This is a genomic window from Bradyrhizobium sp. SZCCHNR1002 (assembly GCF_032381435.1).
Classification (GTDB): Bacteria; Pseudomonadota; Alphaproteobacteria; order Rhizobiales; family Xanthobacteraceae; genus Bradyrhizobium; species Bradyrhizobium aeschynomenes.
Window position 1 is genome coordinate 415,275 of sequence record NZ_JAUHIS010000002.1, and the last position, 23,935, is coordinate 439,209.

General features: G+C 64.3%; 12 protein-coding genes. 9 read left to right on the forward strand and 3 right to left on the reverse strand.

The annotated features are described in order from the left end of the window. Nucleotides 1–16 precede the first annotated feature (16 nt). The gene (locus QX108_RS14380) at nucleotides 17–1,960 is read right to left on the reverse strand and encodes a PrkA family serine protein kinase (protein WP_172111194.1); all 1,944 of its coding nucleotides are present in this window, start codon (nucleotides 1,958–1,960) and stop codon (nucleotides 17–19) included. Between the two features lie 987 nt (nucleotides 1,961–2,947). Between QX108_RS14380 and QX108_RS14385 the strand changes: the two genes are divergently transcribed. The 5 genes from QX108_RS14385 to QX108_RS14405 are packed head-to-tail and all read left to right on the forward strand — an operon-like array spanning nucleotide 2,948 to nucleotide 10,473. After that, nucleotides 2,948–5,794 (forward strand): bifunctional transaldolase/phosoglucose isomerase, encoded by a 2,847-nt coding sequence (locus QX108_RS14385; protein WP_315799470.1) that lies wholly within the window; start codon nucleotides 2,948–2,950, stop codon nucleotides 5,792–5,794. A 12-nt stretch (nucleotides 5,795–5,806) separates the two neighbouring features. Further along, nucleotides 5,807–6,856, forward strand: a complete 1,050-nt coding sequence (gene gnd, locus QX108_RS14390; RefSeq protein WP_315725480.1) for a phosphogluconate dehydrogenase (NAD(+)-dependent, decarboxylating) — start codon at nucleotides 5,807–5,809, stop codon at nucleotides 6,854–6,856. Next, nucleotides 6,853–8,370 (forward strand): glucose-6-phosphate dehydrogenase, encoded by a 1,518-nt coding sequence (zwf, locus tag QX108_RS14395; protein WP_315799471.1) that lies wholly within the window; start codon nucleotides 6,853–6,855, stop codon nucleotides 8,368–8,370. The genes gnd and zwf overlap by 4 nt, the downstream gene beginning before the upstream one ends. A gap of 3 nt (nucleotides 8,371–8,373) precedes the next feature. After that, nucleotides 8,374–9,642: a 6-phosphogluconolactonase gene (pgl, locus tag QX108_RS14400; protein ID WP_315799472.1), complete on the forward strand. Its 1,269-nt coding sequence runs from the start codon at nucleotides 8,374–8,376 to the stop codon at nucleotides 9,640–9,642. An 18-nt stretch (nucleotides 9,643–9,660) separates the two neighbouring features. Next, nucleotides 9,661–10,473, forward strand: coding sequence for an HAD family hydrolase (locus QX108_RS14405; protein WP_315799473.1), 813 nt, complete (start codon nucleotides 9,661–9,663; stop codon nucleotides 10,471–10,473). Nucleotides 10,474–10,498: 25 nt separating this feature from the next. Here the strand turns inward: QX108_RS14405 and QX108_RS14410 are convergent, their stop codons facing one another. Both QX108_RS14410 and malQ read right to left on the reverse strand, forming a co-directional pair. Continuing rightward, a complete protein-coding gene (locus QX108_RS14410; RefSeq protein ID WP_315799474.1) occupies nucleotides 10,499–12,310 on the reverse strand; it encodes a glycoside hydrolase family 15 protein in 1,812 nt (603 codons plus the stop codon). 41 nt (nucleotides 12,311–12,351) lie between these two features. Then, the gene (gene malQ, locus QX108_RS14415) at nucleotides 12,352–14,304 is read right to left on the reverse strand and encodes a 4-alpha-glucanotransferase (protein WP_315799475.1); all 1,953 of its coding nucleotides are present in this window, start codon (nucleotides 14,302–14,304) and stop codon (nucleotides 12,352–12,354) included. A 352-nt stretch (nucleotides 14,305–14,656) separates the two neighbouring features. On the opposite strand from malQ, the gene treS reads away from it, so the two are divergent. From treS to treZ, 4 genes are read left to right on the forward strand one after another with little or no spacing between them, the layout of a single operon-like run. Beyond that, entirely contained in the window at nucleotides 14,657–17,959 is a 3,303-nt protein-coding gene (treS, locus tag QX108_RS14420) for a maltose alpha-D-glucosyltransferase (protein ID WP_315799476.1), read from the forward strand. Continuing rightward, entirely contained in the window at nucleotides 17,956–20,094 is a 2,139-nt protein-coding gene (glgB, locus tag QX108_RS14425) for a 1,4-alpha-glucan branching protein GlgB (protein WP_315799477.1), read from the forward strand. Before treS ends, glgB begins: the two co-directional genes overlap by 4 nt. 4 nt (nucleotides 20,095–20,098) lie before the next feature. Continuing rightward, nucleotides 20,099–22,174 (forward strand): glycogen debranching protein GlgX, encoded by a 2,076-nt coding sequence (gene glgX / locus QX108_RS14430; RefSeq protein ID WP_315799478.1) that lies wholly within the window; start codon nucleotides 20,099–20,101, stop codon nucleotides 22,172–22,174. After that, nucleotides 22,171–23,934 carry a malto-oligosyltrehalose trehalohydrolase gene (gene treZ / locus QX108_RS14435; protein WP_315799479.1) on the forward strand — a complete coding sequence of 588 codons (1,764 nt, stop codon included), beginning with the start codon at nucleotides 22,171–22,173 and terminating at the stop codon, nucleotides 23,932–23,934. The genes glgX and treZ overlap by 4 nt, the downstream gene beginning before the upstream one ends. Nucleotide 23,935 lies beyond the last annotated feature (1 nt).

Sequence of the window (23,935 nt, forward strand, 5' to 3'; positions counted from 1 at the left end):
CGGCGCCGGACCACGATCAACCCGCCTGCTTCACGCGCATGTACCATTCGACCAGCCGGCGGACCTGCCGCTCGGTGTAGCCGCGTTCGACCATGCGCGCGACGAAGTCGTCGTGCTTCTTCTCGGTCTCGCCGTCCTTCTTGCTGCCGAACGAGATGACCGGAAGCAGATCCTCGACTTGCGAGAATATCCTCTTTTCGATCACTTCGCGGATCTTTTCGTAGGAGGTCCAGGACGGATTTTTTCCGCCGTTCTGGGCTCGGGACCGCAGCGAGAACTTGACAACCTCGTTGCGGAAGTCCTTGGGGTTGGCGATCCCTGCCGGCTTCTCGATCTTGGTCAGCTCCTGGTTCAACAGCTCGCGATTGAGCAGCTGTCCCGTATCGGGATCCTTGAAGTCCTGATCCTCGATCCAGGCGTCGGCGTAGTCGACGTAGCGGTCGAACAGGTTCTGGCCATAATCGGAGTAGGATTCCAGATAGGCCTTCTGGATCTCGTGGCCGATGAACTCGGCATAGCGCGGCGCGAGGTCGGCCTTGATGAACTCGAGATAGCGCTTCTCGACCTCCTCCGGCAGCTGCTCGCGCTTGATCGACTGCTCCAGCACGTACATCAGGTGAACCGCATCGGCGGAGACTTCCGACGTGTCGTGGTTGTAGGTCGCGGCCAGCACCTTGAAGGCAAAGCGGGTCGAGATGCCGTCCATGCCCTCGTCGACGCCGGCGGCATCGCGATATTCCTGGACGCTGCGGGCCTTCGGATCGGACTCCTTCAGGCTCTCGCCATCATAGATCCGCATCTTGGCATAGAGCGTCGAGTTTTCGTGCTTGCGGAGCCGCGACATGACCGAGAAACGAGCCAATGTCTCCAGCGTCGCCGGCGCGCAGGGCGCGGTGGCGAGCTCGGAGCCCTGGATCAGCTTCTCGTAGATCTTTCGCTCCTCGGTGACGCGCAGGCAGTACGGCACCTTGATGACGCAGATGCGGTCGATGAAGGCCTCGTTGTTCTTGTTGGTCTTGAAGCTCTGCCACTCCGCCTCGTTGGAGTGGGCGAGGATCACGCCATTATAGGGAATCGCACCGATGTTCTCGGTGCCGATATAGTTGCCTTCCTGCGTCGCGGTCAGCAGCGGATGCAGCATCTTGATCGGCGCCTTGAACATTTCGACGAATTCGAGAATGCCCTGGTTGGCGCGGTTGAGGCCGCCCGAATAGCTGTACGCATCCGGATCGTTCTGCGCGTAGGTCTCGAGCTTGCGGATGTCGACCTTGCCGACCAGCGAGGAGATGTCCTGGTTGTTCTCGTCACCCGGCTCGGTCTTGGCGATGCCGATCTGGCGCAGCCGCGACGGCTGGATCTTGGCGACGCGGAATTGCGAGATGTCGCCGCCGAAAGCTTCGAGCCGCTTGTAGCACCACGGGCTCATCAGGCCCGACAGACGGCGGCGCGGAATGCCGTATTTCTCCTCGAGCATCGGGCCGAGCGTGTCGGGATCGAACAGGCTGAGCGGCGATTCGAACACGGGGCTCAGCTCATCGCCGGCTTTGAGCACGTAGATCGGATGCGTTTCCATCAACTGCTTCAGTCGCTCGGCGAGCGACGACTTGCCGCCGCCGACGGGTCCGAGCAGATAGAGGATCTGCTTGCGCTCTTCGAGCCCCTGCGCGGCATGGCGGAAGAAGCCGACGATGCGCTCGATCGTATCTTCCATGCCGTAGAAGCCGGCAAAGGCCGGATACAGGCGAACCGTCCGGTTCAAAAAAATACGGCCAAGGCGTGGGTCCTTGGCCGTGTCTATCATCTGAGGCTCACCGATCGCAGCTAGTAGTCGCTCAGCGGCGTTCGCGTATCGCATCGGGTCGGTTCGACACGATTCAAGATATTCCTGCATCGACATGTCGGTCTGGCTGCGTGCCTCGAACGACCTCGCGAACGCGTTGAACAACGAATCGTTGTACATGATCCCTCTCCACGTAGGTTCCGCCGCACCGCTGCAACGGGCCGAGATCAAAGTACGTTCCTACTGATCTCGAACCGATTCAGAGTGAAGCGCGCTAGCCCCCATTGGGCACCCTCTTGGTCCTCTTTCGCAACGCAAAGCGCATGCAGCATATGCCCTATCAACATGCACTTCGCTCAATAGTTCGGCAAAAGCAGGCTGACTCCCTTCATTTGTACCCCATTGTCTCTGCTTCGCAACATCCGCAATACCCCGGCACCGTAGTCTCCCTGCGCCGCACAAGCTGTTGTGAAGCCACGTGAAGCGGAGCTGCGACACGCCCGAAGCAGTGTCGGCGACGCAGGTGAACCACAAATGAACGAAGCTCTCCTCCGCAACGACCGCGCGCCGGAACGATTGTGGCGTGGTGTGCGGGTCACATGCGACCGGAGACATTCGCAAGGAGGGCCAGCAGCGTGGTCATGCTGTGATCTAAGCGCGCACTCGCTGCTATCCGGCAAGGATGAAGGCATCTCACTGAAACAGATGTGCGCTGCTTTTCGCTCTGCAAGGACGCGCCCCTTCATCCGCCCAACATATTCGCGCGCATATTGACGGCCTCTGCTCGCGCGGGCATCGGCGAGTGGAGCCATGGTGCGATCATCTCTCATTTGAGCGAAATGGAACGGATGAGCATCGTTCGGCGGCGCCCTGTCCGATGACGACGGCGCCAGCCGTTCGAATCACGTGACACGATCGCGCGGCCAGTCAGGAGCCGTCTCAGCCAAGACATCGCCGCGCTGCCGCCGGGGCAATCTTCGACTGCGCTCACACCGGGATCGGGCGCGCTGGAAGGCTTTGGAAGCCCGCAGGAAGCGCTTGGGATTCAACGAGGATCAATCCAATATGAATGGCGTTATCCGAACGGCTGACGCATAGTTTCGTCCGGGGCCGGGCCGGTTCTGCCCGGAACCCAAAAAAGCAAGCCAGAGCACATAGATAGGCATCATGAATCCGGTCAAGAAACTCGAACGACATGGCCAGGCGGTCTGGCTCGACTTCCTCGCTCGCGGCTTCGTCGCCAAGGGTGACCTGAAGCGGCTGATCGAGGAGGACGGCGTCAAGGGCGTCACCTCCAATCCCGCCATCTTCGAGAAGGCGATCGGCAGTTCGGACGAATATGACACGCCCATCGCCAAAGCGTTGAAGGGCGGCGACCGCTCACCGACGCAGTTGTTCGAAGCCGTGGCGGTCGAGGACATCCAGAACGCCGCCGACGTGCTCCGGCCGGTCTATGACAGTTTCAACGGCAATGACGGATTCGTCAGCCTCGAAGTCTCGCCCTATCTGGCGATGGACGCCGAGGGGACGATTGCCGAAGCCGAGCAGCTCTGGAAGGCGGTCGACCGCGAAAATCTGATGATCAAAGTGCCGGCGACGGACGCCTGCCTTCCGGCCATCCAGCACCTGATCTCCAGGGGAATCAGCGTCAACATCACGCTGCTGTTCTCGCAAGACGTCTATCGGCAGGTTGCCGAAGCCTATCTCGCCGGCTTGGAGGCTCACGTCGCCCACGGCGGCGATCCCTCGCATGTCGCGAGCGTCGCCTCGTTCTTCGTCAGCCGCATCGACAGCGTCGTCGACAAGCAGCTCGACGAGAAGATTGCCCAGGCGAACGACCCCACCGAGAAGGAGCGGCTGGCCGCGCTGAAGGGCAAGATCGCCATCGCCAACGCCAAGATGGCCTATCAGGATTACAAGCGGCTGTTCTCGGGCGAGCGCTGGGAGCGGTTGGCGGCCAAGGGCGCCAAACCGCAGCGCCTGCTGTGGGCCTCCACCGGCACCAAGAACAAGGATTACAGGGACGTCCTCTATGTCGAGGAGTTGATCGGCCCCAACACCGTCAACACCGTGCCGCCAGCGACGCTGGACGCATTCCGCGACCACGGCGAGGTGCGCGACAGCCTGGAGGAGAACGTCGATGCCGCGAACGCGGCGCTCGAGGAGCTGGCGAAAACCGGCATCTCGCTCGACGAGATCACCGCCGACCTCGTGGTCGATGGCGTCAAGCAGTTCGCCGATGCCGCCGACAAGCTGTATGGCGCGGTCGCACATAAGCGCGCGGTGGTTTTGGGCGCCGGACTTGGGCAGCAGTCGATCGTGGTTGCTGCTGACCTCGAGAAGAAAGTGCAGGCCGCTACCGAGGATTGGCGCAAGGCCGCCAAGATCCGCCGCCTCTGGCACAAGGATGCAAGCGTCTGGACCGGCCGCGACGAGCACAAATGGCTGGGCTGGCTGACCAGCGCCGAGAAGGCCGACCTTGCCGACTACGAGGACTACGCCCAGCGCGTGAAGGGACAGAAATTCTCCGACGCCGTGGTGCTCGGCATGGGCGGCTCCAGCCTCGGTCCGGAGGTGCTCGCCAAGACCTTCCCGCGCAAGGCCGGCTTCCCCCGGCTGCACGTGCTCGACTCCACGGACCCGGCCCAGGTGCGCGCGATGGAGAAGAAGATCGACGTTGCGAACACGGTGTTCATCGTCTCCTCGAAATCGGGCGGCACCACCGAGCCGAACGCGATGAAGGACTATTTCTTCGCCCGCGTGAGCGAGGCGATCGGGGCCAAGAAGGCCGGCCATCGGTTCATTGCCGTCACCGATCCCGGCTCGTCGCTGGAGAAGGCGGCCAAGGCGCAGGGATTTGCGCGCATCTTCCACGGCGAGCCGAGCATCGGCGGCCGCTACTCGGTGCTGTCGCCCTTCGGCCTGGTGCCGGCCGCAACCGCCGGCATCGATGTGCGCAAGCTGGTCACGCAGGCGCTGTCGATGGTGCGGTCCTGCGGCCCCGACGTGCCGCCGTTGCAGAATCCGGGCGTGCAGCTCGGGCTCGCCATGGGTCTCGCCGGTCTCGATGGCCGTGACAAGGTGACCATCTTCGCCTCACCCAAGGTCGCCGATTTCGGCGCCTGGGCCGAGCAGCTGATCGCGGAGTCCACCGGCAAGGAAGGCAAGGGCCTGATCCCGATCGACGGCGAGCCGATCGCCTCGCCCGAGGTCTATGGCAACGACCGCTTCTTCATCGACATCAAGGTCGACGGCGATGATGATCCCGGTCACGCGACGAAGCTCGCCGCCCTGGAGGACGCCGGTCATCCCGTCGTGCGCATCGTGATGGGATCGATCGACCAGCTCGGGCAGGAGTTCTTCCGCTTCGAGATCGCCACTGCCGTGGCCGGCGCCGTGCTGGGCATCAACCCGTTCGACCAGCCTGACGTCGAATCCGCCAAGATCAAGACCCGGGAGCTGACGGCCGCGTTCGAGCAGAGCGGCGCGCTTCCCGCGGAAGAGCCCGTCGTCGCCATCAAGGGCTGCGAGCTCTACACCGACGCGCACAATGCCGAGAGCCTGCGCGAGCATGGCGCCGACGGCACCCTCGCCTCCTGGCTGAAGGCGCATCTCCGCCGCGCCGGCGACGGCGACTACATCGCGCTGCTCGGCTACATCGAGCACAATGGCGCGAACACCGAGGCGCTGCAGCGGATGCGCGTGAAGCTGCGAGACACCAAGCATCTCGCGACATGTGCCGAGTTCGGCCCGCGCTTTCTGCATTCGACCGGCCAAGCCTACAAAGGCGGGCCGGACAGCGGTGTGTTTCTCCAGATCACCGCCGACGAGGGGCAGGACCTGACGATACCCGGTCAGAAGGCCAGCTTCGGAGTCATCAAGGCGGCGCAGGCGCGCGGCGATTTCGACGTGCTCACCGAGCGCGGCCGGCGGGCGCTGCGGGTTCATCTCAAGGGCAACCTGAAATCGGGCCTGAAGATGCTCGACGGCGCGCTCACCGAAGCGCTGAGCTAGGAAGGGCTCGTCATGCAATTGGGAATGATCGGTCTCGGGCGGATGGGCGGCAACATCGTGCGCCGCCTGATGCGCGCGGGACATTCCTGCGTCGTCTATGATCGCGACACGAAGGCCGTCGCGGCCCTTGTCTCGGAAGGCGCGACCGGCGCCGCGAGCCTGGAGGAGTTCGTCAGCAAGCTTGCCACGCCGCGGCACGCCTGGATCATGCTGCCGGCCGGCAAGATCACGGAAGCCACCGTTGAACAACTGACCAAGCTGATGTCGGCTGATGACGTCATCATCGATGGTGGCAACAGTTTTTGGCAGGACGACGTCCGCCGCGGCAAGGCACTCCGAGAGCGCGGGCTGCACTATGTCGATGTCGGCACCTCCGGCGGCGTCTGGGGCCTCGACCGCGGCTACTGCATGATGATCGGAGGCGACAAGGCCGTCGTAGACCGGCTTGATCCGATCTTCGCGACGCTCGCACCGGGGATCGGCGATATTCCGCGCACGCCGGGTCGTGATAGCCGCGACCCGCGCGTCGAGCAGGGCTACATCCACGCCGGCCCCACCGGCGCCGGACATTTCGTCAAGATGATCCACAACGGCATCGAGTATGGCCTGATGCAGGCCTACGCCGAAGGCTTCGACATCCTGCGCAATGCCAACAGCGAGGTGCTGCCAGAAGCGCACCGGTTCGATTTCGATCTCGCCGACATCGCCGAGGTCTGGCGCCGGGGCAGCGTCATTCCGTCCTGGCTGCTCGACCTCACCGCGAGCGCACTGGCGCGTCAGCCGGCACTCGAGAAGTACTCCGGCTATGTCGAGGATTCCGGCGAGGGCCGCTGGACCATCAATGCCGCGATCGATGAGGCCGTGCCGGCGGAAGTGCTGACGGCCGCTTTGTTCGCGCGCTTCCGCTCGCGCCAGGAGCACACTTTCGCGGAAAAGATCCTGTCGGCCATGCGCGAGGGCTTCGGCGGCCACAAGGAGCCGGAGCAGCATCCTGATCCCGCGCGCCAGAGCGCGCCCGAGATCGTCAAGCCCAAGGATAACAATAGGGCCGACCGCGCGTGACACATCCCCGCCAGCCGCAACATCAGAAGCCCGACGCCTGCGCCTTCGTCATCTTCGGAGTGACCGGCGATCTCACGCACCGCCTCGTCCTGCCGTCGCTCTACAATCTCGCCGCCAATCATCTGCTGCCGGATCGGTTCTGCATCGTCGGCATCGCCCGCAAGGGCATGTCGAGCGAGCAGCTGCGCGACAATCTGATGGAAGGCTTGCGCAAATACGCGACCCGCCCCGTCGAGGACGAGATCGCCCAGCGCCTGCTGCACTGCGTGACCGCGGTCGAGGCCGATCCGAAGGAGCCGGACAGCTTCGATCAGCTGAAGGCGCGGCTCGAAAAGCTCGAGGCTGCGCGTGAGACGCATGGCAACCGGCTGTTCTATCTGGCGACGCCGCCGAGCGCCTTTGCGCCGATCGCCCAGCAGCTCGGACGCGTCGGGTTGCTGAAGGAGGACGGCAAGGCGTGGCGCCGGCTCGTGGTCGAAAAGCCTTTCGGCACCGATCTCGCTTCGGCCAAGAAGCTGAACGACCAGTTGCTGGAGCTCGTGACCGAGCACCAGATCTACCGCATCGACCACTACCTCGGCAAAGAGACGGTGCAGAACATCCTGGTGCTGCGCTTCGCGAACGGCATGTTCGAGCCGATCTGGAACAGGCATCACATCGACCACGTCCAGATCACGGTCGAGGAGAAGCTCGGGGTGGGAACGCGCGGCAGCTTCTATGACGCGACCGGTGCGCTGCGCGACATGGTGCCGAACCATCTGTTTCAGCTGCTGTCGCTGGTGGCGATGGAGCCGCCTGCGCGTTTCGATGCGCATACCGTCCGCTCCGAAAAGGCAGAGGTGCTCTCGGCCGTCCAGCCGCTCACCGAACAGGAAGCGCTGCTGAATTCCGTCCGCGGCCAATACAAGGCGGGCCAGATCGGCGACACCGAGCTGTCCGACTACCGCAAGACCAAGGATGTACGGCCCGATAGCGCGACCGAGACCTATGCGGCGCTGAAGCTCACCATCGACAATTGGCGCTGGGCCGGCGTGCCGTTCTACCTCCGCACCGGCAAGGCCCTCGGCGCCAAGCGCACCGAGGTCGCGATCAAGTTCCGCCAGGCGCCGTTCGCGATGTTCAGCTGCACGCCGATCGATACGCTGGCGGAGAACTATCTCGTGATCGGCATCGAGCCGACCCAGAGCATCACATTGCAGTTCAACACCAAGATTCCAGGGCCGACCATCCGTACCGACGGTGTGCAGATGAAGTTCAACTACAAGGACTATTTCCAGGCCGAGCCGGCCACCGGCTACGAGACTCTGCTCTATGACTGCATGATCGGCGACAACATCCTGTTCCAGCGTGCCGACAGCGTCGAGGCCGGGTGGAAGGCGGTGGAGCCGTTCATCGAGGCCTGGAAGAAGGCCGGCCGCGACGGCCTGCATTCGTATGAAGCCGGCAGCGAAGGCCCCACGGCGGCCGCCGATCTGCTCGCGCGCGATGGCCGCAGCTGGCGAAAGCTGGCCTGAACCATGGCGACCGCCTCTCCCGCGTTGGTCCGCGTCGCCGACAAGGCGGCGATGGCGCAGGCGGCAGCCGATCGCCTCATCGCACAGATCGCGCTCAACCCCGGCCGGATCGCGGTCTGCCTGGCCGGCGGGTCCAGCCCGAAGCAGCTCTACGAGCTGCTGGCGACGGACGCCTGCCGCGCGCGCATCCCATGGCCGCGCGTGCACTGGTTCATCGGCGACGAACGCTTCGTTCCCCCCGGCGACCCGCTGCACAACATGACGATGGCTCGCCACGCGTTCCTCGATGCCTTCGCACCACCTGCGAACATTCATCCGATCCCGACCGACACGGCCACGCCCGAGGCTGCAGCGCATGCCTATGAGCGCGAGCTGATGGCGTTCTACGGCGCCGACAAGCTCGATGCGGCACGGCCGCTGTTCGATCTGGTGCTGCTCGGCATCGGCCCCGATGGCCACGTCGCCTCGCTGTTTCCAGGCTTCCCGGCCGTCAATGTCAGTGATCGCTGGGTCGTCGGCGTCGACAAGGCCAACGTAGCGCCGTTCGTTCCCAGGGTCAGCCTGACCCTGCCTGCCCTCGGCTCCTGCCGAACCTTGCTGTTCGAAGTGGCCGGTCCGGACAAGCGCGCGATCTTGACGCGGGTGCTGGCGGGCGAGAACCTGCCCGCCCATCGCGCCCGCTCGGACCATCACACGACATTTCTGATCGACGCCGCGGCGTGGCCGGAGACCTCATTGGATCGATCGCCGCCGGAGCTGCCGCAGGCGCTCATCATCATGGGCGTGGCCGGCTCGGGCAAGAGCACGATCGGCGAAGCTCTGGCGCAGCGCCTCGGGTGGCGCTTCGAGGACGGTGACAGCTTCCATCCGCCGGCCAACGTCGCCAAGATGAGTGCGGGCCACCCGCTCACCGACGAGGATCGCTGGCCGTGGCTTCAGGCAATCGCCGATGAGATTGCACGATGCCGCGCGAACGGCGAACGCATCATCATCGCGTGCTCGGCCCTCAAGAAGGTTTATCGCGATATCCTGGCCGGCAATCGGGACGACGTCCGCATCGTCTATCTCGAGGGCAGCCAGAACCTGATCGCCGACCGGATGCGTCACCGCAAGGGTCACTTCATGCCGACCGGCCTGCTCGACAGCCAGTTCGCCACGCTGGAGCCGCCGGGGGGTGACGAACATCCCGTCACGGTATCGGTCGATGCCCCAGTGGAGGCGATCGTGGACGGCATCCTGCAACGACTGCGCATCGGTCAGGGCCGCGCCTGACTGCGATTGGAAGGTCTCATGACCCACATTGCTCTCGTCGTGTCCGATGTCGACGGCACGCTCCTGACCAAGGACAAGGTGCTGACCGAGCGGGCTGCAAAGGCGGCGCGCCAGCTCCGCGAGGCGGGCATCGCCTTCACCATCACATCCAGCCGGCCGGCGATCGGCATGGGATTCCTGATCGCGCCATTGCAGATCGACCTGCCGGTCGGCCCGTTCAACGGCAGCTCGATCATCGGTCCCGACATGCAGCCGCTGGAGCAGAGCCTCATTCCGGCCGGGGCCGCCGAGCGCTGCATCGATCTTCTGCACCAGCGCGCCATCGACATCTGGGTGTTCACGAACGATGCGTGGCTGACGCGCAATCCGGACGGCGACTACGTGCCCAACGAGCAGCGCGCGATCCGCGCCGACCCGACCATCATCGATGATTTCACCCCCTATCTCTCCAGCGCCTGCAAGATCGTCGGCGCCAGCCGCGATTTCGAGCTGCTGGCCCGCTGCGAGAGCGAGATGCGCGAGCTGCTGGGGACGGAGGCGACTGCCGTCCGCTCGCAGAGCTATTATCTCGACATCACCCCGCCCGGCCGCAACAAGGGAACGTTCGTCACGGCGATGGCGCGGCGCCTCGGCATCCCGCTCGACCAGGTCGCGACCATCGGCGACATGCATAACGACGTCGCGATGTTCGATGTCAGCGGCCTCTCGATCGCCATGGGCAATGCCAGTGACGACGTCAAGAGCAAAGCCAGGCGCATCACCACGTCGAATCAGGACGAAGGCTTCGCCAACGCCATGGAGATGATCCTGGCCGAAAACGCGCAAGGTTAGCTGCCCCGGAAGTCGGGCTACGGGCTCATGACTCCGACCGCTGCTTGGCCGGCTTGTCGCTCGCCCGCTTGGCACCGCTGAGATTCTGCGCCGTGTTGATCAGCGCAATATGTGTCAATGCCTGAGGAAAATTGCCGGTCTGCCGGCGTGCTTCGATGTCATATTCCTCGGCAATCAGTCCGACGTCATTGGCGATGTCGACCACGCGCTGGAACAGGATCTCGGCCTTCTCGAGTTCGCCGGTCAGCACGTGCGCATCGGCCAACCACAGCGTGCAGGCCAGGAAGGCGCCTTCGATCGGCTGCTGCTCCTCCGACGACATCTCGCGCGGATCATGGCGCAGCACGAAACCATCGCGGAGCAGGTGCCGCTCGACCGCCGCGATGGTGCCGCGAATCCGCGCATCGGAGCACGGCAGGAAGCCGACGGCCGGCAGCAGCAGCAGGCTGGCATCGAGCAGCCGAGACCCGTAGGATTCGACGAAACTGCCGAGCCCCGAATCGAAGCCCTTCTCGCAGACGTCGCGATGAATGGTCTCGCGCAGACGTCGCCAGCGCTCGAGCGGCCCCTTCAGATGGAAGCGCTCGGCGCTCTTGATGGCGCGGTCGAACGCAACCCAGGTCATGACCTTGGAGAACACGTAGTGGCGGCCGTCGCCGCGACGCTCCCAGATGCCATGGTCGGGCTGGTCCCAGACATCGGTGAGATGATCGAGCACCGCGCATTCGAGGCCCCAGGTGCCGTCATCGAGCTTGAGCCTGCTCATGCGTGCCTGGTGAAAGGCGTCGATCAGCTCGCCATAGACGTCGAGCTGAAGCTGCGCATGGGCTGCATTGCCGATCCGGACCGGCTGGGCGCCTTCGTACCCCGGAAGCCATTCCGCTTCCCACTCGGTCAACCGGCGCTGCCCCATAATGCCGTACATGATCTGCATATGTGCCGGCGCGCCGGCCGCTGCCCGCAGCAGCCAATTGTGCCAGGCCAGCGCCTCTTCGGTGTACCCGGAGTTCATCAGCGCCAGCAGCGTGAAGGTCGCGTCGCGCAGCCAGCAGAAGCGATAGTCCCAATTGCGCCAGCCGCCGAGCTTCTCCGGCAGCGATGTGGTGGGGGCCGCGACGATGCCGCCGGTCGGGCCGTAGGTCAGCGCCTTCAGCGTGATGAGCGAACGCATCACGAGATCACGATGGTCTCCCCGATAGGTGCAGCGGTGCGACCAGTCCTGCCAGAACGCTTCGGTGTCGCGGAGCGCCTGCTCCGGATCGATCGCTTTCGGAGGCGCCAGATGCGATGGACCATAGGTCAGAACGAACGGCACGGTCTCGCCGGCCGCGACCTCGAACTCCGCCACCGTCGTCATGTTCTCGCCGCGCGTCTCGACCGGCGTGTGCAGCACCGTCATGTCAGGGCCGCACACGGCCAGCAGCGCGGTGCGGTCCTCCGACCGCCTCACCCAGGGGATCTCGACGCCGAAGCCGAAGCGGATGATCAGATCCATCCGCAGGGCCACCTTGCCGCTGATGCCGCGAACCAGCCGGACGATGTCGGAGGCGCTGCCACGCGGCGGCATGAAATCGATCAGCTCGACCGTGCCTGCCGCGGTCTCGAACCGGGTCTCCAGGATCAGGCTGTCGCCACGATAGCGGCGCGAGCTGGCGGTCACTTTGCCCTGGGGCGCGATGAGCCAGCGGCCATGGTTGTGATCGCCGAGCAGCGCCGCGAAGCAGGCGTCGGAATCGAACGCCGGCCAGCACAGCCAGTCGATCGATCCGTTGCGGCTCACCAGCGCCGCCGTCTCGCAATCACCGATCAGCGCATAATCTTCGATCCTGCAAGACATCCGGCATCCGCGTGCAAATGCCCCCGCCCGAACCCCGCTGCTTAAACGCCGGCCGGGCTGATCCGTTCAGCGGTCGCGGCCTTCAGCGCCGCGACATTTGCGGCGCCGGAGATGTCCTCGATGCCGATCGGCATCTTGCGGCGCCAGTTGGGATGCTCGTCGATCGTCCCGGGAATGTTGGGCTGATCGACGACGCCGAGCAGATCCTCGAGCGAGACCGCCAGCAGCCGCGACCGCGTCCGCGACAGGAATCCAATCGCGGAATGGACGTCGTTGCCGAGAATCCCATTGTGGCGCAGCACCTCGTCCCAGAGACCGAGCGCGTGCCAGCGATCCTGATCGCTCTCGCCAGGATCGATGGCGAGACCGCGCTTGGTGTTGAGGTCGCCGAACGAACGCCAGCCGGCATAGGTCGAGAGATCGTGGGTGTTCAGAGTGACCAAAGCGTTGGGCGGGTAGGAGTCGACGTCGCGGAAGCGCCCGTTGTCGTCGCGCTCGAAGATCATGACCTTGTAGGACCACAGCCCCCAATCGGCCATCTGCTCGCGAAACCCTTCCGGCACGGTGCCGAGATCCTCGCCGATGACGATGCATTGGTTGGCGACGCTCTCCATCGCGGTGGCGGCGAGCAGCGCATCGAACGGCATCTGGACATAGGCACCCTGCTTGGCCGGAAAACCATGCGGCACCAGATAGAGCCGCTTCAGGCCGAGCACATGGTCGAGCCTGATCGCGCCGGCGTGACGCATCGAGGCCCTGATCATCTCGCGAAACGGCTCGAAGTTCTTCAATTCGAGCCCTGGGGCATTGAAGCCCGCCAGTCCCCAGTTCTGACCGACCGTGTTCAAGGGATCAGGCGGCGCGCCAACGGACAGCGTGCGCGAAATGGCGCCCTGCTCATTCCAGGCATCGAATCCGTCGGATTGGACGCCGACGGCGACATCGAGATACAGGCCGACCTTCATGCCCAACCGATGGGCAAGATCCTTGCAACGGCGCAACTGGCGCTCGGCGAGCCACTGCACATAGGCCACGAAGTCGGCCTCGCGCCGGTCCGGACCGCTCAGCAGCGCGGCACAACGCGCAGCGTCGGGCTGCCGCCATTCCTCGGGCCATTCCCACCACGGCTTCTCGAAGCGATGCCGCAGTACCTCGAAACAGGTGAAGCGCGCCAAGAGGTCGCCGCGCTCGGCGCGATAGGTCTTGAACTCCGCGGCCTCGGCGGTGTCGGGCGCAGACATGAAGGCGTCGAACGCCGCGCGCAAGGCCGGCCATTTCAGCGCCGCGACGCCCTTGTAATCGACCAGCTCGGCTTGCCGGAGCGGTTCGAGCTGCTTGTCGTCCGGTCCCTTCGCAAAGCCGGGCGCCTGCTCGACATCGATATACAGGGCGTTGAGAAAGAGCCGGCTGTTCGGCGCGTAGGGACTGAAATCGCCGGGCCGGTCGTCGAACAGCGCGTGCAGCGGATTGAGGCCGACGCCGTCCGCGCCCAGCTCGGCACATAGCTGAATGAGATGGGCGAGGTCGGTGAAATCCCCCATGCCCCAGTTGCGGCGTGACCTGATGCCGTAGAGCTGCACCGCCAAGAGCCAGACGCGGTCGAAATCGCCCGAGAACGCCTTGTCGGGCGCAACCAGCAGCGGCAGCTCCTCGCGGCATGACGACGCATCCAGGAGCTCCAGGCGATAGCTGCCCGCGGGCAGATCCTGAGGCCATTCGACCAAGGCGTCGCGCGTCTCACCCTCTGCAATGGTGGCGTCGCCGCGCTTGATGACCCAGGTGACCGGCAGCTTGGCAGCCTCGCTGAGGCGGCTGCGGGCCGGCTGCGCAGATCGAATCACGATCGCGCCACTCAGGAGCCGGTGAGGCGTCGGCCTGGGGAAGGCCTCGACGATAATCTTGAGGGCCGCCTCGTCGGTGACGCGGCGCTGTCCCTGACCATCATAGAATTCTGTCAGGATTCCGAGACTGTGAGCTTCGCTGTAGAGATCCATTCGGCACGCGATCTGGACGTACGGGGGGAGCACGTCGGTAAATTATTGTGGGACAGCAAGAGGATAGACCTCTAACGCGCCGCCCGTGCCCTCGTTCCTCAGGGAACAAATCCGGGGCCGGCAGCTTTGTATGAAGTCGTCTCGATTCCTAGCGAACCGGGACACCGATTTCTTGTCAATGGCATCACAGTGAACAAATTTACGCACACGTTCGAGAGCGTCGCCCTCCGGGACGCTTTCTCCCCTATTCTGCCCTCTTTTGAGGAGAGCCGCATCTGTCGGAGCCGAGACGCGTCGCATCGCGCCTCCGACCGCAGCCGATTTTTCATCCTCTCTCCTAGGTGAGGGCCTCATGAATCTGATGTCATCCCTGGATGTCCCCAATCTTCAGACCGAGACTGACGGCGACGGCCTGTGGTACAAGGACGCGATCATCTACCAGTTGCACGTCAAGGCGTTTGCCGACAGCAACCATGACGGCATCGGCGACTTCGCCGGTCTCACCGAGAAGCTCGATTATCTCCAGGATCTCGGCGTCACCGCGCTGTGGCTGCTGCCGTTCTATCCCTCGCCGGGCCGCGATGACGGCTACGACATTGCCGATTACGGCAGCATCAATCCCGACTTCGGGACGATGAAGGAGTTCAAGCGCTTCATCCAGGAGGCGCAGCGGCGCGGCCTGCGCGTGATCACCGAGCTGGTCGTCAACCACACCTCCGACCAGCACCATTGGTTCAAGCGCGCACGGCGCAGCCCGCCCGGCTCCAGCGCGCGCAACTGGTATGTCTGGAGCGACACCGACCAGAAATATCCGGGCACGCGCATCATCTTCACGGACACCGAGAAGTCGAACTGGACCTGGGACCCCGAAGCCGGCCAGTTCTACTGGCACCGCTTCTTCTCGCACCAGCCGGATTTGAACTTCGACAATCCGCGCGTCGTCAATGCCATCATCCAGGTGATGAAGCGCTGGCTCGATGCCGGCGTCGACGGCTTCCGGCTCGACGCCATTCCTTATCTCTGCGAGCGCGACGGCACCAACAACGAGAACCTTCCCGAGACGCACGCGATCATCAAGCGTCTGCGGGTCGAGCTCGACAATTACGCCAAGGACAAGCTGCTGCTGGCCGAGGCCAATCAATGGCCGGAGGACGTGCAGGAATATTTCGGCCAGGGCGACGAGTGCCACATGGCCTACCACTTCCCGCTGATGCCGCGCATCTACATGGCGATCGCGCAGGAAGATCGTTTTCCCATCACCGACATCCTGCGCCAGACGCCGGACATTCCCGCGAGCTGCCAATGGGCGCTGTTCCTGCGCAACCATGACGAGCTCACCTTGGAAATGGTGACCGACGTCGAGCGCGACTATCTGTGGTCGACCTATGCCAACGATCCGCGCGCGCGCATCAATGTCGGCATCCGCCGGCGGCTGGCGCCACTGATGGACAACGACCGGCGCAAGATCGAGCTGATGAATTCGCTCTTGATGTCGTTCCCGGGCACGCCGATCATCTATTACGGCGACGAGATCGGCATGGGCGACAACATCTATCTCGGCGACCGCAACGGCGTGCGCACGCCGATGCAATGGACGCCGGATCGCAACGGCGGCTTCTCGCGGGCCGACCCGGCGCGGCTGTACGCGCCGATGATCATGGACCCGGTCTATGGTTACGAGGCCGTCAACGTCGAGGCGCAATCGCGCAGCCTGTCGTCGCTGCTCAACGCCACCAAGAAGCTGATCTCGGTGCGCAAGTCGACGCTGGCCTTCGGCCGTGGCACAATGACCTTCATCCGTCCCGCCAACCGCTCCGTGCTGGCCTATGTCCGGCAATACAAGGACGAGGTCATCCTCTGCGTCGCCAACCTGTCGCGCTCGGCGCAGGCCACCGAGCTCGATCTGTCGGCATTCAAGGATCGCGTGCCGATCGAGATGCTGGGCCGTTCGCGATTTCCCGCAATCGGCGAGCCTCCCTATATGATCACGCTCGCGCCCTACGGCTTCTACTGGTTCCAGCTCAAGGAGCGCGAGAAATCCGAGCCGGTCGTTCAGCGCGCGGTGCCGGAGTTCGAAACGCTGGTGGTGCCGCTCGGATCGACCTGGGTATCGCTGGCGCGCACGCGCAGCCTATTCGAGCGCGACGTGCTGCCTGGTCACCTCGCGCGGACCCGCTGGTATCCGGAGCGCGCGCCGGAGGCGATCGAGGCGACACTGACATCGGCCATCCCGTTCTGCGACATCGGCGACAACCGACCCTGGCTGATCTTCTTCAAGGCCGCCGGACGCAAGGACGATCTGCGCTATCTGCTGCCGATGCAGATCGACTGGGTCCGCTTCGATCGCGAGCGCTACAACCCGCAGGCGTTCGCCGCCGTGCGTCAGGGCGCCCGCGAGGGCACGCTGCTGGATGCCGCCAACAACCCCATTTTCCTGGCGCTGCTGCTGCGCAATCTGGCGCAGTCGCTGACGGTGGAAGAGAATGGACTGCGCCTCGAATTCCGCCCGACCTCGAAGTTTCCCGACAAGCCGATCCGCGAGTCCGAGCAGATCCGCGTCATCGAGACCGACCGCTGCAGCAGCAAGGCGGTCGTCAACAACGAATTCTTCATCAAGATCTACCGTGAGCTCGAAGCCGGCTCCCATCCCGAGACCGACGTCGGCCGCTTCCTCACCGAGACCGCCGGCTTTGCCAACGTGCCGCCGCTGCTCGGCAGCGTCGAGGTGATCCAGGACGGCGAGCGGCGTACCGTCGGCAGCGTCCACAGCTTTGTCGAAAATCAGGGCGATGGCTGGACCGTCAGCGCCGCCTATCTCGACCGCTACATAGACGACCAGCGCGTCTTCGCGGCGAGTGGAGACGTACGCCAGAGCGAGGAGCTGACCCCTTATCTGCGCTACGTGATGCAGGCAGGGCGGCGGCTCGGAGAGCTTCATGTCGCACTGGCCTCACGCAGCGACATCGCCGAATTCGCCCCCGAGGCCACCACCGCCGACAGCCTCGATCATTGGATCGATCGGCTGCGGGCCCAGGCCGGCCGGGTGTTCGGCAGTCTGAGCGAGCGCCGCGACCGGCTCAAGGATCCCGAACGTGGGCTGGCCGACCAGGTGCTCGCTCGCCGCGGCGAGTTGTCGGAGCGGCTGAGCGCGCTGGCCCACCATGTCGGCGGCCAGGACATCCGCGTCCATGGCGACTTCCATCTCGGCCAGGTCCTGATCGTCAAGGACGACATCTTCATCATCGACTTTGATGGTGACGAGGAGCAGCCGCTCGAAGAGCGTCGACGCAAGGCGCCGCCGGCGCGCGACATCGCAGGCTTTCTGCGCTCCATCGACTGCTCGATTCGCGTGGCGCTCGACCGCGCCCTGAATGCCGCTCCCGATGATCACGGCAGGCTTGCCGCCGCCCTCTCGGAGTGGCGCGATCAGGCAACCGCTGCATTTCTGGCCGGCTATCGCGAGGTCAAGGCTCATCAACGGCTCTGGCCGGACGATCCGCGCGACGCAGAGGCGCTCCTTAACTTTTTCATGCTGGAAAAAGCCCTCGGAGCGCTGGAATATGATCTGGCTCACCGGCCGGACTGGTTGCGCGTCGCGCTGGGCAATCTGCTTCGCGTTCTGTCCGAGTCAGCACCTGCCAGCGAGTCCTCATGACCCATCTTTCTCCCGAGGCGTTTGCGATCATCGAGGGCCGGCATGCCGACCCGTTTCGCTATCTCGGTCAGCACAATGTCGACGGCAGGACCGTCGTCCGCGCGTTCTTGCCCGAGGCCTCCCGGGTGGAGGTGGTCGGCGAGCATGGCGAGATCGCGCCGCTGGCGCGCATCCACGACGCCGGCCTGTTCACCGGGACGATGTCGTCGATGCAGCGCTATCGCCTGCGCGCGACATTCGGCGATGCCGTCACCGACCTCGAAGACCCCTACCGCTTCCTGCCGATCTTGAGCGATTTCGATCTGCATCTGCTCGGTGAAGGCAATCACGAGCGGCTCTACGACAAGCTCGGTGCCCATCCGATGCTGCTGGATGGAATCGACGGCGTCGGCTTCATCGTGCTCGCGCCCAATGCGCGTCGCGTCAGCGTGGTCGGCGATTTCAATTTCTGGAACGCGCGGCGCCACCCGATGCGCGTACGCGGCAACGGCTATTGGGAGCTGTTCATTCCGCGCGCCCGGGCCGGCGATCACTACAAGTTCGACATCATCGGCCCGCAGGGCGAGCACCTGCCGCTGAAATCCGATCCGATGGCGTTCGCGGCCGAGATGCGCCCGAAGACGGCGTCGATCGTGGTCGACGAAACCACTCTGCCGCGGCCACGGCCTGCCCCGCACGACATCAACAAGCTGAACAAGCCGGTCTCGATCTACGAGGTGCATCTCGGCTCCTGGCGGCGCAAGGACAAGAATCAGTGGCTGAGCTATCGCGAGCTCGCCGAGCAACTGCCGGCCTATGCGCGCGACATGGGCTTCACCCATATCGAATTTCTCCCGATCAACGAGCATCCGTTCGACGGCTCCTGGGGCTATCAGCCGACCGGCCTGTACGCGCCCACGAGCCGCTTCGGCAGCCCGGAGGATTTCTGCGCGCTGATCGATGCCTGTCATCGCGAAGGCCTCGCGGTGTGGCTCGACTGGGTGCCGGGACATTTCCCGGACGATCCCCACGGCCTCGGCCATTTCGACGGCACCGCGCTGTACGAGCACGCCAACCCGATGCAGGGCCGGCATCTCGACTGGGGCACGCTGATCTACAACTACGGCCGCACCGAAGTCGCCAATTTCCTGCGCTCGAACGCGCTGTTCTGGCTGGAGCGCTACGGCATCGACGGGCTGCGCGTCGACGCCGTCGCCTCGATGCTCTATCTCGACTACAGCCGTCCCTCCGGCGGCTGGATTCCCAACAAGTTCGGCGGCCGCGAGAATCTCGAAGCCATCGAGTTTCTGCGCCGGACCAACATCGACGTGTTCGGCCATTTCCCCCAGGCCACCACCGCTGCCGAGGAGTCCACGGCGTGGCCGCAGGTGTCGCGCCCGGTCGACATGGGCGGCCTCGGCTTCGGCTACAAATGGAACATGGGCTGGATGCACGATACCTTGCGCTACATCAGCAAGGATCCGATTCACCGCAAATATCACCACGGCGAGATCCTGTTCGGGCTGCACTACGCCTTTTCGGAAAACTTCATCCTGCCGCTGTCGCATGACGAGGTCGTGCACGGCAAACGCTCCATCATCGGCCGGATGCCGGGCGACGACTGGCAGCGTTTTGCGAACCTGCGCGCCTACTACAGCTTCATGTTCGGCCATCCCGGCAAGAAGCTGCTGTTCATGGGCTGCGAGCTCGCCCAGGAGCGCGAATGGAATCACGACACCTCGCTCGACTGGCATCTCCTGGGCGATACCAAATATGCCGGCATCCAGGCCCTGATCCGCGACCTCAACCATCTCTACCGCAACGTGCCCGCACTGCATGAGCGGGACTGCGAGCCGGATGGCTTCGAATGGCTGATCGCCGACGATTCCGACCGCAACGTCTTCGCCTGGGTACGAAAAGGCTTCGATGAGCACGCCCGCTGCGTCGTGGTCGTGAACTTTTCGCCCAACGTTTATTACAATTACCGGGTCCGCGTGCCGTTCGGCGGCAAATGGAGGGAAGCATTCAACTCCGATTCCCTGCATTATGGCGGCAGCAATGTCGGCAATGTCGGCCAGGTCCATGCCTCTGAAGATCAGCACCTCAACCTCATCCTCCCGCCCATGGCAGCGGTATTTCTCGTCCCGGAAGCCTGACTCCATGCGCCTGGCCGCAGGAAGTCACGCCCGTCTCGGCGCCACCTGGGACGGACGGGGGACGAATTTTGCGTTGTTTTCCGCAAATGCCGAGAAGGTCGAGCTCTGCCTGTTCGACAGCCAGGGCCGGCGCGAGATCGAGCGGATCGAGTTGCCCGAGCGGACCGAGGACGTCTGGCATGGCTATCTCAACGACGTCTCGCCGGGGCAGCTCTATGGCTACCGCGTCTACGGCCCTTACGAGCCGGAGCGCGGCCATCGTTTCAACGCCAACAAGCTGCTGCTCGACCCCTACGCCAAGCGACTCGCTGGCCGGCTGGTCTGGAGCGACGCGCATTTCGCCTACCGCGCCGGCTCGCCGCGCGAAGACCTTTCGTTTGACAGACGCGACAATGCGCGCGGCATGCCAAAGGCGGTGGTCATCGACGAGACCTTCAATTGGGGCCGCCGCGAGATGCGGCCGCAGATCCCATGGGAGGACACGATCATCTACGAGGCCCACGTCAAGGGCCTGACCAACAGGCGCGACGATGTCCCGCCGAACCTCCGCGGCACCTATGGCGGGCTGTCGTCGCCCGCGATGATCAAGCACCTCAAGCGGCTCGGCGTCACCACGATCGAGTTGCTTCCGATCCACGCCTTCATCGATGACCGCATGCTTGTCGAGAAGAAGCTGGTCAACTACTGGGGCTACAACACGATCTCGTTCTTCGCGCCGGAGCAGCGCTACGCGCAGGACAATCCGCTCGACGCCTTTCGAACGACGGTGGCGCGGCTGCACGATGCCGGCATCGAAGTCATGCTGGATGTGGTCTACAACCACACCGCCGAAGGCAATCATCTCGGCCCGACGCTTTGCTATCGCGGCATCGACAACGCCTCCTACTACTGGCTCAAGCCCGACAATCCGCGCTTCTATGACGACTTCACCGGCTGCGGCTCGTCGGTGAACCTGACGCATCCGCGCGTGCTGCAGATGGTGATGGACTCGCTGCGCTACTGGGTCGAGGTCTGCCATGTCGACGGCTTCCGCTTCGACCTCGTCACCACCTTGGCCCGTGAGAAGCACGGCTTCGACCGCCGCAGCGGCTTCCTCACCGCGATCCGCCAGGACCCGGTGCTGGCGAGCGTCAAGCTGGTCGCCGAGCCCTGGGACGTCGGCCTCGGCGGCTATCAGGTCGGCGCCTTCCCGTCGCAATGGTCGGAATGGAACGACCGCTATCGCAGCGCCATGCGCCGCTACTGGAGCGGCGAAGGCAGCCTGATCGGCGAGGTGTCGAGCCGCATGACCGGCTCGTCCGACATCTTCAATCACGACGGCCGCACGCAGCGCGCCAGCGTCAACCATGTCACCGTCCATGACGGCTTCACGCTCGCCGATCTCTTCGCCTACAACAGCAAGCACAACGAAGCGAACGGCGAGGACAATCGCGACGGCTCCAACGACAACCACAGCAACAATTTCGGCCACGAAGGACCGACCGATGACGCGACGATCACCGCGTTGCGGCGGCAGTCGCGCAAGAACCAGCTCGCTTGTCTGTTCCTCGCGCAGGGCCTGCCGCTGCTGCTCGCGGGCGACGAGGTCGGCAACTCGCAACATGGCAACAACAACGCCTATTGCCAGGACAACGAGGTCGGCTGGGTCGACTGGAGCGGCATGGGCCGCGAGGGCGACGATCTCACGGATTTCATCGCGCACATGACCGATCTGCGCCGCCGCTTCGGCCAGATCCGCGCGCGCCGCTGGCTCGACGGCCGCCGCTCCGACGGCAGCTTCGGCGTGCTGTGGCTGACGCCTTCGGCGGAGGAGATGACGCAAACCGACTGGACCTTTCCGGATGGTCGATTTCTCGCCTATGTGCTCGCACCGGTGGAACAGGAGCAGGCTCCGATCTTTATCGTTCTGAACGCGGCCCCCGAAGAGATCGGATTCAAATTGCCCAAGCTCGCCGAAACCAAGATTTGGCAACAGGTCCTGAACACCGCGGAAGCCCAGCAGAAGCCGATCGATTTTGCGTCCGGCACGGACCTCAAGGCCCCGCCCCGCTCCGTGCTGGCATATGCGGGCCTGTCATGACCGCCCGTCAATTCGGACCCCGGCTCACGCCGGACGGCACGACGTTCCGGCTGTGGGCGCCCGCCGCCAAGCGCGTCGATCTGGTGCTCGATGGCAAGCATGAGATGCAGCGCGGGCATGGCGGTTGGTATTCGCTCGAGGTCGCCGGCGTCGGCGCCGGTACACAGTATAAGTTCCGAATTGACGACGAGCTGGACGTTCCAGATCCCGGCTCGGATTTCCAACCCGAAGACGTCTTCGGCCCGAGCGAAATCATCGACCACGGCTCCTATACTTGGCGCTCCGGAAACTGGCGCGGACGTCCGTGGCAGGATGCCGTGTTCCTCGAAAGCCATGTTGGCACCTTCACGACGGAGGGCACCTACCGCGCGATGATCGACAAGCTCGATCATCTCGTCGAGACCGGTATCACCGCGCTCGAGCTGATGCCGTTGGCGGACTTCGCCGGCTCGCGCAACTGGGGCTATGACGGCGTGCTGCTCTACGCGCCCGACCACGTCTATGGCCGCCCCGATGATCTGCGCGCGCTGATCGACGAGGCGCATCTGCGCGGCCTGATGGTGTTCCTCGACGTCGTCTACAATCATTTCGGCCCCGAAGGGAACTACATCGGCCTGTATGCGCCGACCTTCTTCACCGATACGCACACGCCCTGGGGCAGCGCCATCGACTATCGGCGGCCCGAGGTTCGTGCGTTTGCGATCGAAAACGCGCTGCATTGGCTGACCGATTATCGCTTCGACGGTCTGCGCTTCGACGCCGTCAATCACATCCTCGCCAACGAGGGTGAGATTCCGATGCTGCACGATCTCAGCGCCGCCGTCGGCAAGCTCGTCGAGCAGACCGGACGGCACATCCATCTCGTGCTGGAGAACGGCGATAATCGCGCCAGCATGCTCGATTCCGCCGAGGAGCCGCCACGAGGGAAATTCCGGGCACAGTGGAACGATGACTATCACCATGCCTGGCATGTGATGCTGACCGGCGAGAGCAGTGGCTATTACGGCGACTATCAGCAGTCGCCGCGGCGCGACCTTGCACGTGCGCTGGCGTCCGGCTTCGTCTATCAGGGCGAACAGGCGGCCTTCTGGGGCGACATTCCGCGGGGCGAGCCGAGTGGTCATCTGGCCCCCGGCGCGTTCGTGAATTTCCTGCAGAACCACGACCAGATCGGCAACCGCGTTTTTGGCGACCGCTTGGAAGCGCTGGCGCAGCCGGAAGGGATCGCGGCTGCGCTGGCAGTCACCCTGCTCGCACCGACCGTGCCGATGCTGTACATGGGCGAGGAATGGGGTTCGAAGCAGCCGTTCCCGTTCTTCTGCGACTTCCAGGGCGATCTCGCGAACGCCGTGCGAAGGGGCCGGCGCAAGGAATATGAGTGGGCGTATGCCAAATATGGCGACGAGGTGCCCGACCCGCTCGACATTGAAACCTTCAAGTCCGCGATCATCGATTGGGACGCGCGCAACGCCTCGCCCGGCCGCGAGCGGCTGGCGCTGGTGCGCGATCTCCTCGCCGCACGACACAGGCACGTTGCGCCCCGGTTGCCGGGCGCGAGCTTCGGCAAAGCCGACGTCACCGACGACGGCCTCCTGAGCGCGCATTGGGTGATGGGCGACGGCAGCACGCTCCGGCTGCTCGCCAACGTCTCCGACAGGGACATCTTGGCGGCATCGAACGTCGCGGGCAGCCCGATCTGGGGCGGCACGCCCGGAGATCGCCTGCCGCCCTGGTCGGTGTTCTGGAGCATTGGAGGATAAC

Bases quoted from the DNA above. Each gene is read 5' to 3' on its own strand.
- pgl (WP_315799472.1), top strand. From the start codon at position 8,374: ATGGCGACCGCCTCTCCCGCGTTGGTCCGCGTCGCCGACAAGGCGGCG.
- treZ (WP_315799479.1), top strand. From the start codon at position 22,171: ATGACCGCCCGTCAATTCGGACCCCGGCTCACGCCGGACGGCACGACG.
- gnd (WP_315725480.1), top strand. From the start codon at position 5,807: ATGCAATTGGGAATGATCGGTCTCGGGCGGATGGGCGGCAACATCGTG.
- treS (WP_315799476.1), top strand. From the start codon at position 14,657: ATGAATCTGATGTCATCCCTGGATGTCCCCAATCTTCAGACCGAGACT.
- QX108_RS14385 (WP_315799470.1), top strand. From the start codon at position 2,948: ATGAATCCGGTCAAGAAACTCGAACGACATGGCCAGGCGGTCTGGCTC.
- glgX (WP_315799478.1), top strand. From the start codon at position 20,099: ATGCGCCTGGCCGCAGGAAGTCACGCCCGTCTCGGCGCCACCTGGGAC.
- malQ (WP_315799475.1), bottom strand. From the start codon at position 14,304: ATGGATCTCTACAGCGAAGCTCACAGTCTCGGAATCCTGACAGAATTC.
- QX108_RS14380 (WP_172111194.1), bottom strand. From the start codon at position 1,960: ATGTACAACGATTCGTTGTTCAACGCGTTCGCGAGGTCGTTCGAGGCA.
- glgB (WP_315799477.1), top strand. From the start codon at position 17,956: ATGACCCATCTTTCTCCCGAGGCGTTTGCGATCATCGAGGGCCGGCAT.
- QX108_RS14405 (WP_315799473.1), top strand. From the start codon at position 9,661: ATGACCCACATTGCTCTCGTCGTGTCCGATGTCGACGGCACGCTCCTG.
- QX108_RS14410 (WP_315799474.1), bottom strand. From the start codon at position 12,310: ATGTCTTGCAGGATCGAAGATTATGCGCTGATCGGTGATTGCGAGACG.